Source organism: Winogradskyella sp. (genome assembly GCF_013042245.1).
Classification (GTDB): Bacteria; Bacteroidota; Bacteroidia; order Flavobacteriales; family Flavobacteriaceae; genus Winogradskyella.
In genome coordinates this window covers 78,341-93,428 of the sequence record NZ_JABDQL010000025.1, presented here as the reverse complement: position 1 = coordinate 93,428, position 15,088 = coordinate 78,341, and the positions used below count along the sequence as shown (strand labels likewise).

Annotated in this window: 19 protein-coding genes; 18 read left to right on the top strand and 1 reads right to left on the bottom strand. The window is 33.8% G+C overall.

The genetic code is table 11. From position 1 onward, the window contains the following. Window positions 1–51 precede the first annotated feature (51 nt). The 4 genes from gcvH (at window position 52) to HKP48_RS02440 (ending at window position 1,888) form a co-directional block, all read left to right on the top strand. Window positions 52–432: a glycine cleavage system protein GcvH gene (gene gcvH, locus HKP48_RS02455; RefSeq protein WP_296342443.1), complete on the top strand. Its 381-nt coding sequence runs from the start codon at window positions 52–54 to the stop codon at window positions 430–432. Next, window positions 425–796, top strand: a complete 372-nt coding sequence (locus tag HKP48_RS02450; RefSeq protein ID WP_296342441.1) for a VanZ family protein — start codon at window positions 425–427, stop codon at window positions 794–796. Before gcvH ends, HKP48_RS02450 begins: the two co-directional genes overlap by 8 nt. Before the next feature lie 61 nt (window positions 797–857). Then, window positions 858–1,583, top strand: coding sequence for an energy transducer TonB (locus HKP48_RS02445; protein ID WP_296342440.1), 726 nt, complete (start codon window positions 858–860; stop codon window positions 1,581–1,583). A 173-nt stretch (window positions 1,584–1,756) separates the two neighbouring features. After that, a complete protein-coding gene (locus tag HKP48_RS02440; RefSeq protein ID WP_296342437.1) occupies window positions 1,757–1,888 on the top strand; it encodes a hypothetical protein in 132 nt (43 codons plus the stop codon). A 189-nt stretch (window positions 1,889–2,077) separates the two neighbouring features. Here the strand turns inward: HKP48_RS02440 and HKP48_RS02435 are convergent, their stop codons facing one another. Then, window positions 2,078–2,212: a hypothetical protein gene (locus tag HKP48_RS02435; RefSeq protein ID WP_296342436.1), complete on the bottom strand. Its 135-nt coding sequence runs from the start codon at window positions 2,210–2,212 to the stop codon at window positions 2,078–2,080. Window positions 2,213–2,364: 152 nt separating this feature from the next. Here HKP48_RS02435 and cyoE point away from each other — a divergent pair, with 152 nt between their 5' ends. From cyoE to HKP48_RS02365, 14 genes are all read left to right on the top strand, one after another. Beyond that, entirely contained in the window at window positions 2,365–3,258 is an 894-nt protein-coding gene (gene cyoE, locus HKP48_RS02430; protein ID WP_363928579.1) for a heme o synthase, read from the top strand. 1 nt (window position 3,259) lies between these two features. Beyond that, on the top strand, window positions 3,260–3,850 hold the full coding sequence (locus HKP48_RS02425) for a cytochrome c oxidase subunit 3 (RefSeq protein WP_296342434.1): 591 nt from the start codon (window positions 3,260–3,262) through the stop codon (window positions 3,848–3,850). Between the two features lie 35 nt (window positions 3,851–3,885). After that, window positions 3,886–4,884: a cytochrome c oxidase subunit 3 gene (locus tag HKP48_RS02420; RefSeq protein ID WP_296342432.1), complete on the top strand. Its 999-nt coding sequence runs from the start codon at window positions 3,886–3,888 to the stop codon at window positions 4,882–4,884. A gap of 19 nt (window positions 4,885–4,903) precedes the next feature. Beyond that, window positions 4,904–5,350 carry a cytochrome C oxidase subunit IV family protein gene (locus tag HKP48_RS02415; RefSeq protein ID WP_296342430.1) on the top strand — a complete coding sequence of 149 codons (447 nt, stop codon included), beginning with the start codon at window positions 4,904–4,906 and terminating at the stop codon, window positions 5,348–5,350. A 67-nt stretch (window positions 5,351–5,417) separates the two neighbouring features. Further along, on the top strand, window positions 5,418–6,125 hold the full coding sequence (locus tag HKP48_RS02410; protein WP_296342428.1) for a hypothetical protein: 708 nt from the start codon (window positions 5,418–5,420) through the stop codon (window positions 6,123–6,125). Between the two features lie 3 nt (window positions 6,126–6,128). Next, window positions 6,129–6,893 carry an SCO family protein gene (locus HKP48_RS02405; RefSeq protein ID WP_296342426.1) on the top strand — a complete coding sequence of 255 codons (765 nt, stop codon included), beginning with the start codon at window positions 6,129–6,131 and terminating at the stop codon, window positions 6,891–6,893. Between the two features lie 2 nt (window positions 6,894–6,895). Next, a complete protein-coding gene (locus tag HKP48_RS02400; protein ID WP_296342424.1) occupies window positions 6,896–7,441 on the top strand; it encodes a DUF420 domain-containing protein in 546 nt (181 codons plus the stop codon). Between the two features lie 103 nt (window positions 7,442–7,544). Then, complete coding sequence (locus tag HKP48_RS02395; protein WP_296342422.1) at window positions 7,545–7,769, top strand: hypothetical protein; 225 nt, start codon at window positions 7,545–7,547, stop codon at window positions 7,767–7,769. Window positions 7,770–7,905: 136 nt separating this feature from the next. Next, entirely contained in the window at window positions 7,906–8,607 is a 702-nt protein-coding gene (locus tag HKP48_RS02390; protein ID WP_296342420.1) for an ABC transporter ATP-binding protein, read from the top strand. After that, entirely contained in the window at window positions 8,600–9,844 is a 1,245-nt protein-coding gene (locus HKP48_RS02385; protein ID WP_296342418.1) for an ABC transporter permease, read from the top strand. Before HKP48_RS02390 ends, HKP48_RS02385 begins: the two co-directional genes overlap by 8 nt. Window position 9,845: 1 nt before the next feature. Continuing rightward, window positions 9,846–11,105, top strand: a complete 1,260-nt coding sequence (locus tag HKP48_RS02380) for an ABC transporter permease (protein ID WP_296342416.1) — start codon at window positions 9,846–9,848, stop codon at window positions 11,103–11,105. Between the two features lie 21 nt (window positions 11,106–11,126). Then, window positions 11,127–12,296, top strand: a complete 1,170-nt coding sequence (locus HKP48_RS02375; protein WP_296342414.1) for an efflux RND transporter periplasmic adaptor subunit — start codon at window positions 11,127–11,129, stop codon at window positions 12,294–12,296. 51 nt (window positions 12,297–12,347) lie between these two features. Continuing rightward, window positions 12,348–13,790 carry a TolC family protein gene (locus HKP48_RS02370; RefSeq protein ID WP_296342412.1) on the top strand — a complete coding sequence of 481 codons (1,443 nt, stop codon included), beginning with the start codon at window positions 12,348–12,350 and terminating at the stop codon, window positions 13,788–13,790. A 2-nt stretch (window positions 13,791–13,792) separates the two neighbouring features. Beyond that, the gene (locus HKP48_RS02365) at window positions 13,793–15,088 is read left to right on the top strand and encodes an efflux RND transporter periplasmic adaptor subunit (protein WP_296342409.1); all 1,296 of its coding nucleotides are present in this window, start codon (window positions 13,793–13,795) and stop codon (window positions 15,086–15,088) included.

Below are 15,088 nucleotides of genomic sequence, written 5' to 3'. Positions count from 1 at the left end.
AATCGGCTTTTAAAAAATTACATTTGCTCAGCATTTAAAATTTAGCGCACTATGAATATTCCTGCAGATTTAAAATATACTAAAGACCACGAATGGGTCAAGGTAGAAGGTGATACGGCAACGGTAGGTATTACAGATTTTGCCCAAGGTGAACTTGGGGATATCGTTTATGTCGAAGTCGAAACTCTTGACGAAACCCTAGAGGCTGAGGAGGTTTTTGGAACAGTCGAAGCTGTTAAAACGGTTTCTGATTTATTTTTACCCTTAAGTGGAGAAATTATTGAATTTAATGAAGCACTTGAAGACGAACCTGAATCTGTAAATACAGACCCTTATGGTGCTGGCTGGATGATTAAGATTAAGTTTTCAGATGAAAGTCAATTAGCAGATTTAATGTCCGCGGAAGATTACAAAGCCTTAGTAGGTGCTTAAAAAGCGTCAGTTTTATCTTTTTACTGCAATAGGCTACACGCTTTTTCTGTTGTATATTACATTAGCAAATCCTGAAAAGCTTTTAGTAAAAGAATATCTTGAGTTTCAAGATAAAATCTTTCATTTTGGTGCTTACGTACTGTTGGCATTAGTCTGGGGTTTTTTTGCTTTAAAAGCAAAATATAAAAAAGCAATTCTTATAAGTTTTACAACAACATTAACTTTCGGTGTTATCTTAGAGATCATTCAAGAAATTTTAAATCCGCTCCGAGAATATGATAATTTAGATTTGTTAGCCAATTGTATTGGTGTAGCTGTTGGTACGATTATTGTGTTTTATTATAAAAATCTTAAGTTAAAATAATATTATACCTTGTTTTTTTAATAATTTATTAATTAAATTAGCAACTTAGAACAAAAAAATTATGGAACCTAAAAAGAATCCACAATCAGATGTTAGACGTAACAGCTCAATTTACTTTGCTGTTGGTCTAGTACTGATGTTGCTTGTAACTAATTTAGCGATTAATTACAAAACGTATGACAAGAGTGATATCGCACTAGATGGTTTAAACCTAGATGACGAGTTAGAAGAAGAAGTGCCGATTACTGAACAATTAGTAACGCCACCGCCACCACCGCCACCACCACCACCAGCACCAGAAGTTATTGAAGTGGTTGAAGATGAAGAGGAAGTTGAAGAAACTGTAATAGAATCTACAGAAACAGAGCAAGATGCAGAAATTGTTGAAGTTGAGGATGTTGAAGTAGAAGAGGTAGAGGAAATTTTAGAAGTCCCTTTTGCTGTTATCGAAAACGTACCAGTATTTCCAGGTTGCGAAAAACAAAAAGGAAATAATGCCAAGAAAAAATGCATGTCTGAAAAAATCGCAAAGTTTGTTAATAAAAAGTTTAATACAGATTTAGCAGGTGATTTAGGTTTGTCAGGAAGACAACGTATAAGTGTAGGATTTAAAGTAGACAGAAGCGGAAATGTAACTAACATTTATGCTAGAGCTCCGCATCCAGGATTAGAGAAAGAAGCAAAACGTGTTATAGGATTACTACCTAAAATGAAACCAGGTAGACAAAGAGGACAAGCAGTAACAGTACCTTATGGTTTACCAATTGTATTTCAAGTACAAGACTAAAAAAGAACATTTATATTTTAAAAATCCCGTTCAAAATTAATTGGACGGGATTTTTTTTTGGTATGCTTATTGTGACTTTCATATAATATTAACGCAGAAAAAGAAAGCCTAGCAACAGACACCCAAACTTGGACTGGCCGTTAACTTTGGAATGAACATTTAGTGCAAGTCCAATGGAAAGATTACAGGTTTATCATAGATCCAATATTAGATTTACAGGCAGAGGTAGTGATTCTGAAGGTGGTTCTACATATATAATAATACGAGAGGTGTTTTATCCAAGCAGGACTTGGAAAACGTCTTAATTTCACGACCTCTTTTTATGAATGTAAGGGCGTTTTGCTCAATATTTTAATGAGTATGTAGATCGCTTAAAAGGCTTTGGTCCAGACCCAGCAATTATTCCCAGACGAGGAATTGGAAAGCGATTTAAGGATGATAGTTACGATTACCCAGTTGCGGAAGCCTATTTGTCATATACATCTGCTAAGTTTTTAAATCTTCAGTTTGGCTATGGTAAAAATTGATTGGCGATTGGTACCGTTCTTTATTTCTACACTATCAAATCTTGATTGTGCAAAGCCAATTGAAGTCATAAATACTAATAGAAAAATTAATAATTGTTTCATGTGTTGATTGTTATTGTTGTGTTTAAAGACTAATGAGTTGTTCAAAATTATGTATTCTTACATAAAACATTTAAGTTTAGTTAATAACTATGCTTTTACGTTGTCCAAAAGCAATTTTCAAGTTATCTTTGCATTCGCATAATTTTATAGTATTGAGTACGATTAAAACAACAGTTTCTCCCGCTTCTATTTGGATAGATTTTAAGGAAATCACTAAAATGGGTTTGTCCCTAAGTGTGGTGTTTTCATCTATTGCAGGTTATTTTCTGGGAGCAGAATCTATTGATATCACCACTGTAATACTCCTCGCTTTTGGAGGTTACTTTATGGTTGGGGCTTCTAATGCTTATAATCAAATTATTGAGAAAGATTTAGATGCTTTGATGGATCGCACCAAAAACAGACCTATACCCGCGGGACGAATGTCTGTAAATACCGCTTTTATTATAGCTGTATTATTTACACTTGCTGGCGTAGCAACGTTGTATATCATCAACCCTAAAACGGCAATGTATGGTGCAATTTCCATATTTATTTATACTTGTATCTACACACCATTAAAGACGAAAACGCCTATAGCAGTTTTTGTTGGAGCTATACCAGGAGCCATACCTTTTATGCTAGGTTGGGTAGCTGCAAGAAATGGTTTTGGTATTGAGCCAGGAACTTTATTTGCGATTCAGTTTTTTTGGCAGTTTCCTCATTTTTGGGCTATTGGCTGGTTTTTACACGAAGATTATAAAAAAGGAGGCTTTTTTATGCTACCTTCAGGAAAACCAGATAAAGGAACCGCTGTGCAAATCATTATGTATAGCATTTGGACAATTATAGCCTCGATAATACCAGTATTTGGTTTTACAGGAGATTTAAAATTGTCTATCGTAGGAGCAATTATTGTTTTCTTATTGGGTATGGTTATGCTTTACTATGCTTTACAATTATTTAAATTAAGAACAACAAAAGCAGCAAAACAGCTAATGCTCTCTAGCGTTTTATATATCACATTATTACAAATAGTTTTTGTAGCTGATAAATTTTTAAGTTAATATGGATTTAACAGAAGGAACACAGGAAGAAAAACAAATACGGTCCAAGAAAATGATGCTTTGGTTTGCTATTGGCTCATTGATAATGACCTTTGCTGCTTTAACCAGTGCATTTATAGTGAGTAGAAAGCGTGAGGATTGGTTAAATGAGTTTGAGTTGCCTCAACCTTTTTTAATCTCAGTTTTTGTAATTATAATCAGTAGTATAACTATGATTTTGGCCAAACGCGCCATGATACAGAATAATAGAAGCCAGACGACAATGTTTTTGCTAGTGACTTTCGCTCTAGGTGTCTTCTTTATTTTGAATCAATTTCAAGGATTTTCCCAGTTTATTGCTCAAGGTTATAACTTTACAGGACCAACAAGTAATGTGACTATTTCCTTTATTTATGTTATTGCGGTTGTGCACATCGCACACGTAATCGGCGCTCTTATTAGTTTATTAGTTGTTATTTATCAGCATTTGAAACAAAAATATTCCCCAGAGAATATGTTAGGTATAGAATTGGCAGCACATTTCTGGCATTTTGTAGACATTTTATGGGTATGTCTCTTTTTATTTTTATATTTTTTTAGATACATAATTTGATTATTTTTGTCACATCTTAAAATTAAATACGTTATATGGATACTACAGTAGCAAATACTGGTACAGAAGGCAAAACTTGGGGCGGTGGTAATAGACCAATGGGCTCAAGTTATGGGAAACTAATGATGTGGTTTTTCATTGTTTCAGATGCTTTAACATTTTCAGGTTTTTTAGCAGCTTATGGTTTTTCAAGATTTAAGTTTATTGGAGAGTGGCCAATTGCCGACGAAGTGTTTACGCACGTTCCTTTTTTTCATGGGAACTATCCTATGATTTATGTAGCTTTTATGACGTTTATTCTTATCATGTCTTCTGTGACAATGGTATTAGCGGTAGATGCTGGTCATCACATGAATAAAGCTAAAGTAACCTTATATATGTTTTTAACCATCATCGGTGGAGCTATATTTGTTGGTTCTCAGGCTTGGGAATGGGCGACATTTATACAGGGAGATTATGGTGCTGTACAAACAAAAGGAGGCAATATTCTTCAGTTTGGGGAATATGTCACTGTAGATGGGGAAGAAAAATTTAAACGCATATCAATAGATGACTTTGCTGTAACTGAGGCTTCAGCACGAACAGAACATGAGCGTAAAAATGGTTTGTGGTTTGTTGATGAAGCACCGTTGCCAGATTATACTGTAAGTGAAATTTATTCGGGTTTAGCTGCAAATTCAAACATATTAGTACGTAGCCAGCTCATTAATGAAGAAGGTGAAAAAACAGTATTATCTAGAGAAGAATCTCTAAAGCAAATAAAAGAAAATGGAAAGTTAGTTGTTAAAGGTGCAAATCTTGTAGTTAACGAGTATGGTACGTCATTATTCGCTGATTTTTTCTTCTTTATTACAGGTTTTCACGGTTTTCATGTATTCTCAGGTGTTGTAATTAACATCATCATATTTTTCAATGTTGTCCTTGGAAGTTATGAGAGAAGAGGAAGTTATGAAATGGTTGAAAAAGTTGGATTGTACTGGCACTTTGTAGATTTAGTTTGGGTATTTGTATTTACTTTCTTTTACCTAGTTTAATTTAAGACAGAAACATAAAATGGCACACGAACATAAATTAGAAATATTTAGAGGACTTTTAAAATTTAAGTCCAATACACAAAAAATTTGGGGAGTATTAATCTTCTTAACAATAGTAACAGCAATAGAGGTTGTATTAGGTATCTATAAGCCTGATATTTTAATGCATACTTGGTTATCTCCTTTTGAAGGTGGTTTCTTTGCAACATTAGGTAATATTATTTTGTCTCCTTTTATATACATGAAGCCTTTAAATCTAATATTTATTTTACTTACCATAGTAAAAGCATATTACATTACTTGGGATTTCATGCACATGCGTGACGAAAAGCCAAGCTTACGTAGAGCTGTAGTTTGGACAGGTGTATTCTTAATCTGTTATTTAATATTTATTCTTTTGCAAGAAGGTGGTTACGTATTTGAAGTATACAATACAAAAGACGCATTGATTAAAAGAGATTTTTAAACATATTTAAGCGTTAATATGATATTAAAAGGTGGTTTTTCTAAACCACCTTTTTTATTTTTGTACCATGCAGAAAAACAACCTTAAGCGCAATCTAGTTCTCGGTATTTTATTCTTCCTACCTGTGGCTTTTTTGTTGATGCTTTACCCAGCAAAACACAACTATACTCCTTTGGATATCGTCAATGAAAATGTCGAAGAAATCTCAAAGTTTTCATCTGAATCTGAGGAAGAAATTCAGCTTTCTGAGCATATTACAATTTTAGCATTTTTAGGTAAATCTCCAATTGATAATAAAACAGCAGTTTTTAATTTAAAGGAATTGGTTTATGATTCCTTTATAGGATTTAAAAAATTTCAGGTGGTTCTTGTAATGCCTTACGGAACTGAAACAGAAACGGAAAAACTTCAAAAAGAAATTGCTACTTATGAGGATTTAAGATTTTGGCATTATATATATGGTTCAGAAGAAGATATAAAGAGCCTTTACAGCAGTCTCAAGGTTGAAAATCCCTTAAAAAATGATTTGTCCACTGATGATGTTTTCGTAATAGATAAAGACTTAAATCAGCGAGGAAGAATTGATAATAGGACTGAAAAACAGATTGAGGCTAAAAAACCAATTCTTTCTTTAAATGCTTACAACTGTATTGACGTCGATATTATAAAAAATAAAATGAGTGAAGATATACGTATTCTGTTTACAGAATACCGTCAAAAACGAAAGGGGCAATTCAATTCAACAACACGAAGAGCAGACGATTTAAAGAAATAAACTATGGCAAAGAAGACTAATTACTCGTATGTAGGTATTGCATTTATTATCCTAGTTTTTGGAATCATTTTTATTCCACGAATAATAGATAGACTCTCTAATTCTGATGTTACTAGAGACGAAAGCCGAAGTAAAATTGTGACTACACAAAAAATTGAAACCATTAATAAGAATCAATCAGACTTGGAATATATACCAGATGGTCAAGGTGGAAATCGTAAAGTACCAGCCTTTAGTTTCACAAATCAAAATAACAAAACCATTACTAACAAAGATTATTTAGGTAAGGTGTATTTGGTTGAATTTTTCTTTACGACATGCCCAACCATTTGCCCAAGAATGAGTGATAATTTGGTGCAAATTCAAAATCATTTTGAAGACTATACAGATAATTTTGGAGTGGCATCTTTTACCATAATGCCGGAAGTAGATACTCCAGAAGTTTTAAAAGCGTATGCTAAAAAATATGGGATTACAAATCCTAACTGGCATTTAATGACAGGAGATGAAGAGACAATTTACAAGCTAGCAAACGAAGGGTTCTATTTATACGCTGCAAAAGGTGAAGACGCTACTGGTTTTGAACATTCAGGAAACTTTGCCTTAATAGATAAGGAAGGTTATATCCGTTCGCGTCTAACATCTAAAGACAATCCATTAATATATTATAACGGAATTGTGTCAGAAGAAGAAGGTGTAGATGATGAAGGTATTCCTCAAGAAATTAGCATCTTAAAAGAAGATATTGCTAAACTTTTAAAAGAATAATTATGAGTCAAGTAGATATTCAAAATGAAAAAAAATACAACAAATGGATAATTGTATTGGCAATAGTAATTCCTGTTATTGTGGCTATTTTATCTAGAGTTAAGCTCCAAGATTTCGGAATTTTGGTAGAGCCATTGACATTCCTTCCTCCAATTTATGCAGCTATAAATGGATTAACAGCTGTTGTTTTAGTTTTGGCAGTCATCGCGATAAAAAAAGGAAACCGCAAACTCCATGAAAACTTAATGAAGTCTGCTATTGCATTATCCATTTCATTTTTGGTAATGTACGTCGCTTACCATATGACTAGTGATAGTACCAAATATGGAGGAGAAGGTGTAATGCGATATGTATACTTTTTTATTCTTACGACACATATATTATTGTCAATAGTTATTATTCCTTTTGTATTGATTACTTACGTTAGAGCAATTACAAATAATATAGAGCGTCACAAAAAAATTGCTAAAATCACATTTCCGTTATGGTTATATGTTGCCTTAACAGGTGTTGTGGTTTATTTGATGATTTCGCCCTATTACGCTTAACAAATTTGTATTATGAAGACGAGCATGCTAAACATATTATCCCCCAAATTAATGATTAATAGCGAACTGCATGTGTCCTTAAAAAAACAATAGATATAAACACATGAAACGTAAAATTGTCTTTCTTCTTTTTTCCTTTCTCTTTTTTTTAGAGAGTAAAGCTCAGTGTGCCATGTGTCGTGCTGTTCTGGAAAGTGAAGAAGGTCAATCTGCCGCCCAAGGCATTAATGATGGGATTGTTTATTTAATGGCCATTCCTTATATATTGGTATTTGGAATAGGGTATGTTGTTTACATTAAATTCTTCAAGAAAAAGCCAGAAGTATAAAAACAAACTTTTGTAGTGTCATATTAGGTATTTAGACGTCTTATAAATATCAATCAAAATGTTAATTCTTAACAAATACTTAGCACATACCAGCTATGCTTTTGTGTAATATTGTAATGAATTAACCTTCTTTACTATGATTAAAATCGAAGATTTACACAAATCTTACCACATGGGTAATAATTCGCTTCACGTATTGAAGGGAATAAATTTCCACGTAAAAGAAGGCGAGTTGGTCTCTATCATGGGCTCTTCTGGCTCAGGAAAATCTACATTACTCAATATTTTGGGAATGCTCGATGAAGCAGATGAAGGAAGTTATATCCTTGATGGTGTTCCGATTAAAAATCTAAATGAAAAGGTTGCGGCAAAATACAGAAATGAGTTTTTAGGTTTTATTTTTCAGTCTTTTAATCTTATAAATTATAAAACAGCAGTAGATAACGTTGCGTTACCAATGTTTTATAGTGGTATGGCACGTAAAGAACGTGTAGAAAAAGCCCATCATTATCTAGAAAAAGTAGGTTTGGCAGACTGGTCACATCATTTACCTAGCGAAATGTCTGGTGGTCAAAAACAACGTGTAGCCATTGCGAGAGCATTAGCAAGCGAACCAAAAGTATTATTAGCTGATGAACCAACAGGTGCGCTTGATACTAGAACTTCTTACGAGGTTATGGATTTAATTCAAGGTATTAATGACGAAGGAAAAACTATATTAATAGTTACTCATGAAGATGATATTGCGCACATGACCAAACGCATCGTTAATCTTAAAGATGGTGTTATTATAGATGACAGCCCAGTAGAACAAGTAAGAGCACAACAGTATGTTTAATGTAGAGCGCTGGCAAGAAATATTTGAAACACTCAGAAAAAATAAGCTCCGTACATTTTTAACGGGCTTATCAGTGGCTTCAGGTATTTTTATTTTAGTAATTCTACTAGGTTTTAGTTCTGGAATAGAAAATGGGGTAACGTCAGAATTTCAGCAAGATGCAACAAATGAAATTTTCATACGAACACGTATCACAACAAAAGGTTACAAAGGCTTAAATCCGGGACGTCGAATTCAACTTAAAGATGAAGATTTTGCAATGGTGTCTAATAACTACGATGAGTTTTTAGAATACCGAACAGCAAACTACAGTATATGGGGCGGTCAAGTGGCTTATAAAAACGAAACGGGAAACTACCGTGTGCAAGGTGTTTTGCCAGATAATCAGTTTATAGAAAACGCCGATATTGGTAAAGGACGATTTATTAATTTTTCTGACGTCAACGAAAATAGAAAGGTTGCAGTCATTGGAAATAAAGTTAGCCTAGACCTATTTAAAAATGAAAATCCAATTGACAAATACATATCAATATTTGGTATCCCGTATAAAGTTGTAGGCGTTTATTTTGATCCAGGCGGTGAGCGCGAAGAAAGTCAAGTATTTCTACCATTAACGTCTGCTCGCGTAGCATTTAATGGAGGAGATAATATTAGAAATATGTCGTTTACAGTGAAGATGTCTGAAAATTTTGATGAAGCCGTAGCTGTTTCAAAAAATATTACAGAAGCAATTGAAAAGGACTTAAAAGAAAAACTCATAATTGCACCTGATGATACAGCAGCCATACGAGTAAACAACACTTTAGAAGAAGCTCAAAAAATATACTCACTGATTGACACTATAAAAGCTGTGTTTTGGTTTATTGGAATCGGAACTATTATAGCAGGTGTAGTTGGTGTAGGTAATATTATGATTATTATTGTAAAAGAGCGAACTAAAGAGATTGGTATTCGTAAAGCCCTTGGCGCAGTGCCTTCTTCAATTATAGGTATGATTCTCCAAGAGGCTATTTTTGTAACTATGTTTTCTGGCTTATTTGGATTAATAGCTGGCTTGGCCGTCCTAGAAATTGCAGGACCATATGTAGATAGCCCTTTTATTAAATTTCCACAAGTAGATTTTAGTACAGCAATTACCACAGTATTTATTTTAGTAGTTGCTGGTGCTTTTGCAGGATTTTTACCTGCATACAGGGCTGCAAAAATTAAACCAATAGTAGCACTGAGAGACGAATAAGATGTTTAACAAAGACCGTTGGGACGAAATATTAGAAGCACTTAATGCCAATAAGGTAAGGACAGCACTTACCGCATTCGGTGTATTTTGGGGAATTACTATTTTAGTATTATTATTAGCCTTAACTAATGGTTTGAGAAATGGCGTAACATCTGATTTTGGGAATTTTGCAACAAACTCCATGTTTATGTGGAGCCAAAGAACTTCAATTTCTTACAAAGGGATTCCCAAAGGCAAGCGTTTACAGTATAAAATATCTGATGTAGAGGCTATTAGGGCTGAAATCCCAGAATTAAAATACATATCTCCAAGAAATTCGCTTGGTGGTTATCAAGGTGCTAACAATGTTATAAGAGGAACAAAAACTGGGGCGTTTCAGATATACGGAGATTATCCAGAGTTTATTAAACAAAAGCCTATGGATATTCTAGAAGGGCGTTTTTTAAGCTATTCTGATATTGAAGCTAAGCGTAAAATATGTGTTATCGGACCAGATGTTGTTAAAGGGCTTTATGATAAAAGAGAAGAAGTGATTGGAAGCTATATAAAAATTAACGGAGTTAATTTTAAAGTTGTTGGGACATTTAAGATTACGAATTCTCAAGGAGATTCTGAAGAAGAAGCAAATACTGTATTTATTCCTTTTACAACATTTAACCAAGCATTCAATTATGGTGATCGAGTAGGTTGGATGGCAATTACTGCAAAAGATGGATTTAGCATTACATCAATTAAAGAACGTGTTTTCGATATCATCAAATCACGTAAAAATGTACATCCTGATGACGATAGAGCAATAGGTCATTTTGACCGTGCTGAAGCATTTGGACGTATTAATGGATTATTTAATATACTCGCAATCGTAGGTTATTTTGTAGGTATTTTAATACTTGCTTCTGGAGTTATCGGTATAAATAATATTATGCTTATCGTCGTAAAAGAGAGGACTAAAGAAATTGGCGTAAGACGAGCACTGGGAGCGACACCATGGATGATTAAGGGTCAAATTCTTCAAGAAAGTTTAATATTAACAATAACATCTGGTATGCTGGGCGTTGCTTTTGCAGCATTTGCTATTTGGGGTATGAACTCTATTTTAGATAGTATTGGACCAGTAGAAAATTTTGCTAATCCTAGTGTAAGTATGACTGTTGTAGTTGTCGCTTTATCAATTTTAGTATTAGCGGGGCTTTTAGCTGGTTTAATTCCAGCAAATAGGGCTACCAAAATGAAGCCTGTAGATGCATTAAGAATAGAATAAAATTATTACTAAATATATATCATGAAAAGAACCACCACTGTAGTTGTATTAGTTGTTATCGTATTAGCATTTGCGATATCACTCTATTATTTATGGGATAAAAATCAGGAAAACCCTGTTACATTCACAACTCAAACGGCATCAACCGAAACTATCGTTGTTAACACCGTTGCAACAGGAAGTATTGTTCCAGAGGAAGAAATTCTTATAAAACCAAACATATCTGGAGTTATTGAAGAGGTTTATGTAGAGGCAGGAGAGTTTGTGAAACAAGGAGATTTAATTGCTAAGATAAGGGTCATACCAAACGTATCTTCTTTAACTAGTGCAAAAAATAACATTGCTTCTAATAGAAATTCTTTAGAAACAGCCGAGATAAACTTTAAAACTCAAAAAGCACTTTTTGATAGGCAAAAGCAATTGTTTGATAAAGGTGTTGTTTCTGCTAATGATTTCGACCAAGTTAATAACACTTATTTGCAAGCGAAACAACGTGTTCAACAAGCACGTATAGATTTACAACAATCTAGACAAAACTATGATATTATTAAAACAGGAACGACTTCTGGTTTAGGCAATGTAGCACAAACCCAAGTCCGTGCTACAGTATCAGGAATGGTTTTAGACGTTCCTATAAAAGAGGGAAATCAGGTAATTGAAGCTAATAACTTTAATGAGGGAACATCGATAGCTTCCTTAGCGGATATTTCAAAAATGATTTTTGAAGGAAAAGTAGATGAAAGTGAAGTCGGAAAAATAAAAGAAGGTCTACCATTAGAAATTACTGTAGGAGCTATTGAGAATCAAAAGTTCGATGCTATCTTAGATTACATTGCGCCTAAGGGTGTTGCTGAAAATGGAGCTATTCAGTTTGAAATTGAAGGTTCTTTGAAAGAATTGGATTCTATGCAAACATTCATAAGAGCAGGTTTGAGTGCAAACGCCTCAATTATTTTAGAAAAAGCAGAAAATGTTTTAGCCATTAAAGAGGCATTAGTACAGTACGATATAAAAACCAAGAAGCCATTTGTAGAAGTCGAAGTTGGAGATCAAGAGTTTGAAAGAAAAGAAGTGGATTTAGGGATAAGTAATGGCATTTTTGTTGAAGTAAAAAACGGTATTACAAAAGAAGATAAAATCAAGGTTTGGAACCAGTTACAAGGTCCTCCAAAATACGCAGGAAGAAATTAAACTCTTTTTTGTGTAACACTTTAAAAATTATAGAGACATATAGTATTAATTATGAAAAAATCAATCATCATCATAGCTGTTTTGCTTTTAGGAGTTTCAGCAACTGCTCAAAAAAAATGGACACTCAAAGAATGTGTTGAGTACGCCTTAGAGAATAATATTTCTATAAAACAGAGTGAGCTGGACTTAAAAGCTACAGATATTGAAGCCTTAACAGCCTTGGGTAATTTTTTACCATCGTTAAGTGCTTCTGCTGGTGTAAACGAAAATACAGGTTTAAGTTTCAATCCTGTCACTAATAATGCTCAAACAACAACTTTTTTAGCAGCATCTGGTAGAGTCAATGTAGGCTATACGGTATTCAATGGACTCAGAAATATTAGACAAGCACAGCGTGCAAAAGTTTCAAACTTAGCTGGTCAATACCGTTTGTCCAAAATGAAAGATGATATTTCCTTATTAGTTGCTAATAGTTACCTATCTGTCTTACTAAACAAAGCCAATTTAGAGGTGCTAAAATCTCAAAACGAAGTTACTAAACAACAAATCGAGCAGACTAAGCAATTGGTCGAAGTAGGCACACTTCCAGAAGGCGATTTACTCGAAATTACAGCTACTGATGCTGGAGAGCAGCAATCTATAGTTAATGCAGAAAATCAAATTAAACTTTCTTTAATAACATTGGCCCAAATTCTACTAATAAAAGATTATGAAAATTTCGATATTGAAGATGAAGGTTATGGAATTGTAGATTCTATTTCGGATAAAACAATAGATGAAATAATTAGTAATGCTAAAGAAAATCGCTCTGAGATTAAGATAGCAGAACAGAACGTAGAGTTAGCAAATAAAGATTTACAAATAGCCAAAGGAGCATACTTGCCAACTTTAACAGCATTTTTTGGTTATGACACGAGGTTTTCTGATGCAACAAGTTTACTGTCATTTCAAGATACTAGTCAAGGACCAATAGGTCAGTCACCTACTAATCTAGTAGATTCAAACGGCGGAGCAGTTTTAGCTAATGTTTTTCCTGAAGTTTTGGTAGAAACAACAGTAGACCCTTTTATTAACCAGTTATATCAAAATGATGGTATTGCTTATGGCTTTAGTCTTAATATCCCAATTTTTAATGGATTTAATACTAGAGCAAGTGTAAAAAGAAATAAAATTAATCTAGAGCGTAGTAAATTTCAATTAGAGCAAGCAGAGTTAGATTTAGAATCTAATGTATACCAAGCTTACGTAGACGCAAAAGGAACCTTAAAAGCATATGAAGCAGCTCAGTCTGCTTTAGAGTCACAAGAGTTAGCTTACGAATATGCAAAAGCAAGATATGATGAAGGTTTAACCAATGCTTTCGATTTTAGCCAAGCAAAATTAAGATACGATAATTCGAAAATTAACTTAAATAGAACTAAATACGATTACATTTTTAGACTTAAAGTTCTAGAATTGTTTTTCGGAATACCAGCCACTGAATTAAAATTTTAAAGATGAGTAAAGGATTAAAAATAACTCTAATCGTTGTTGCAGTTTTCCTACTACTTTTAGTAGGAGGAAAGGCTTCAGGATTATTTGGGAAGAAAAGAAACTTTAAACAGGTAACTACACAAAAAGTAGCACTTAAAGAGGTTATTGAAACTGTTTCTGCAACAGGAAAAATTCAACCAGAAGTAGAAGTAAAAATTTCTAGTGAAGTTTCTGGAGAAATCCTAGAATTACCCTTTAAAGAAGGTCAGCAAGTAAAAAAAGGAGATTTGCTAGTGAGAGTTAATCCAGATTTAATACAGTCTGCTTTAAGTCGTTCACAAGCATCTTATCAAAATGTAAAAGCGAATTTAGAACAAGCAGAAGCAACGTTAAAACAAGCTAAGGCAGATTACGAAAGAAGCAAGGCCTTGTTTGAAAAAGGTGTAATCTCAAGAGCCGATTGGGATAGAGCAATTGCTACTTACGAAACAGCACAAGCAGGAAGAAGTTCCGCTTATTATGGTGTGCAAAGTGCAGGTGCTACTGTAAATGAAGCTAGGGATAATTTAAGTAGAACAACTATTTATGCACCCATGAGCGGTACCATCTCATTACTTAATGTAGAGTTGGGTGAGCGAGTTGTAGGTACGCAACAAATGGCAGGTACCGAAATACTTCGTGTTGCTAACTTAAATAACATGGAAGTTGAGGTAGATGTTAATGAAAATGATATTGTTAAGGTAAATATTGGCGATACAACCATTGTTGAAGTTGATGCTTATTTGAAAAAAGAATTTAAAGGAATTGTAACCGAAATTGCCAATTCAGCAGCAGGAACATTAGCCGCAGATCAAGTCACTAACTTTAAAGTAAAGGTTAGAATCATTGAAGAGTCTTATGCTGACTTAACAGAAGGTAAACCAGAATCATACTCACCGTTTAGACCTGGTATGACAGCTACTGTAGATATTATTACTAATAAGCGTGAAAAAGCTGTTGCCGTCCCAATAAGTGCAATCGTCATAAAAACAGATACAAGTTCAACCAAAAAAGTTTATGGTAAAAAAGTGGATACAGATACTTCATCTAAAGAGGAAGAAAAGTTTGAGTGCGTATTTGTAAATGAAAATGGAACAGCAAAATTACGTGTAGTTAAAACTGGTATCCAGGACGACACTAACATTGAAATTGTTTCAGGGTTAGAAGAAGGTGATAAGATTATTACTGGTCCATATAATATGGTGTCTAAGACCTTAAAGCCTGGTGATAAAGTAGAAGAAAAGGATAAAAAAGAAGCCACAGAAAAGGCTGAAGACTAA

What these genes read in the sequence shown, in the direction of transcription:
- gcvH (WP_296342443.1), top strand. Translation starts at nt 52, where the DNA reads ATGAATATTCCTGCAGATTTAAAATATACTAAAGACCACGAATGGGTC.
- HKP48_RS02445 (WP_296342440.1), top strand. Translation starts at nt 858, where the DNA reads ATGGAACCTAAAAAGAATCCACAATCAGATGTTAGACGTAACAGCTCA.
- HKP48_RS02440 (WP_296342437.1), top strand. Translation starts at nt 1,757, where the DNA reads ATGGAAAGATTACAGGTTTATCATAGATCCAATATTAGATTTACAGGC.
- HKP48_RS02435 (WP_296342436.1), bottom strand. Translation starts at nt 2,212, where the DNA reads ATGAAACAATTATTAATTTTTCTATTAGTATTTATGACTTCAATTGGC.
- HKP48_RS02425 (WP_296342434.1), top strand. Translation starts at nt 3,260, where the DNA reads ATGGATTTAACAGAAGGAACACAGGAAGAAAAACAAATACGGTCCAAG.
- HKP48_RS02420 (WP_296342432.1), top strand. Translation starts at nt 3,886, where the DNA reads ATGGATACTACAGTAGCAAATACTGGTACAGAAGGCAAAACTTGGGGC.
- HKP48_RS02415 (WP_296342430.1), top strand. Translation starts at nt 4,904, where the DNA reads ATGGCACACGAACATAAATTAGAAATATTTAGAGGACTTTTAAAATTT.
- HKP48_RS02410 (WP_296342428.1), top strand. Translation starts at nt 5,418, where the DNA reads ATGCAGAAAAACAACCTTAAGCGCAATCTAGTTCTCGGTATTTTATTC.
- HKP48_RS02405 (WP_296342426.1), top strand. Translation starts at nt 6,129, where the DNA reads ATGGCAAAGAAGACTAATTACTCGTATGTAGGTATTGCATTTATTATC.
- HKP48_RS02400 (WP_296342424.1), top strand. Translation starts at nt 6,896, where the DNA reads ATGAGTCAAGTAGATATTCAAAATGAAAAAAAATACAACAAATGGATA.
- HKP48_RS02395 (WP_296342422.1), top strand. Translation starts at nt 7,545, where the DNA reads ATGAAACGTAAAATTGTCTTTCTTCTTTTTTCCTTTCTCTTTTTTTTA.
- HKP48_RS02390 (WP_296342420.1), top strand. Translation starts at nt 7,906, where the DNA reads ATGATTAAAATCGAAGATTTACACAAATCTTACCACATGGGTAATAAT.
- HKP48_RS02385 (WP_296342418.1), top strand. Translation starts at nt 8,600, where the DNA reads ATGTTTAATGTAGAGCGCTGGCAAGAAATATTTGAAACACTCAGAAAA.
- HKP48_RS02380 (WP_296342416.1), top strand. Translation starts at nt 9,846, where the DNA reads ATGTTTAACAAAGACCGTTGGGACGAAATATTAGAAGCACTTAATGCC.
- HKP48_RS02375 (WP_296342414.1), top strand. Translation starts at nt 11,127, where the DNA reads ATGAAAAGAACCACCACTGTAGTTGTATTAGTTGTTATCGTATTAGCA.
- HKP48_RS02370 (WP_296342412.1), top strand. Translation starts at nt 12,348, where the DNA reads ATGAAAAAATCAATCATCATCATAGCTGTTTTGCTTTTAGGAGTTTCA.
- HKP48_RS02365 (WP_296342409.1), top strand. Translation starts at nt 13,793, where the DNA reads ATGAGTAAAGGATTAAAAATAACTCTAATCGTTGTTGCAGTTTTCCTA.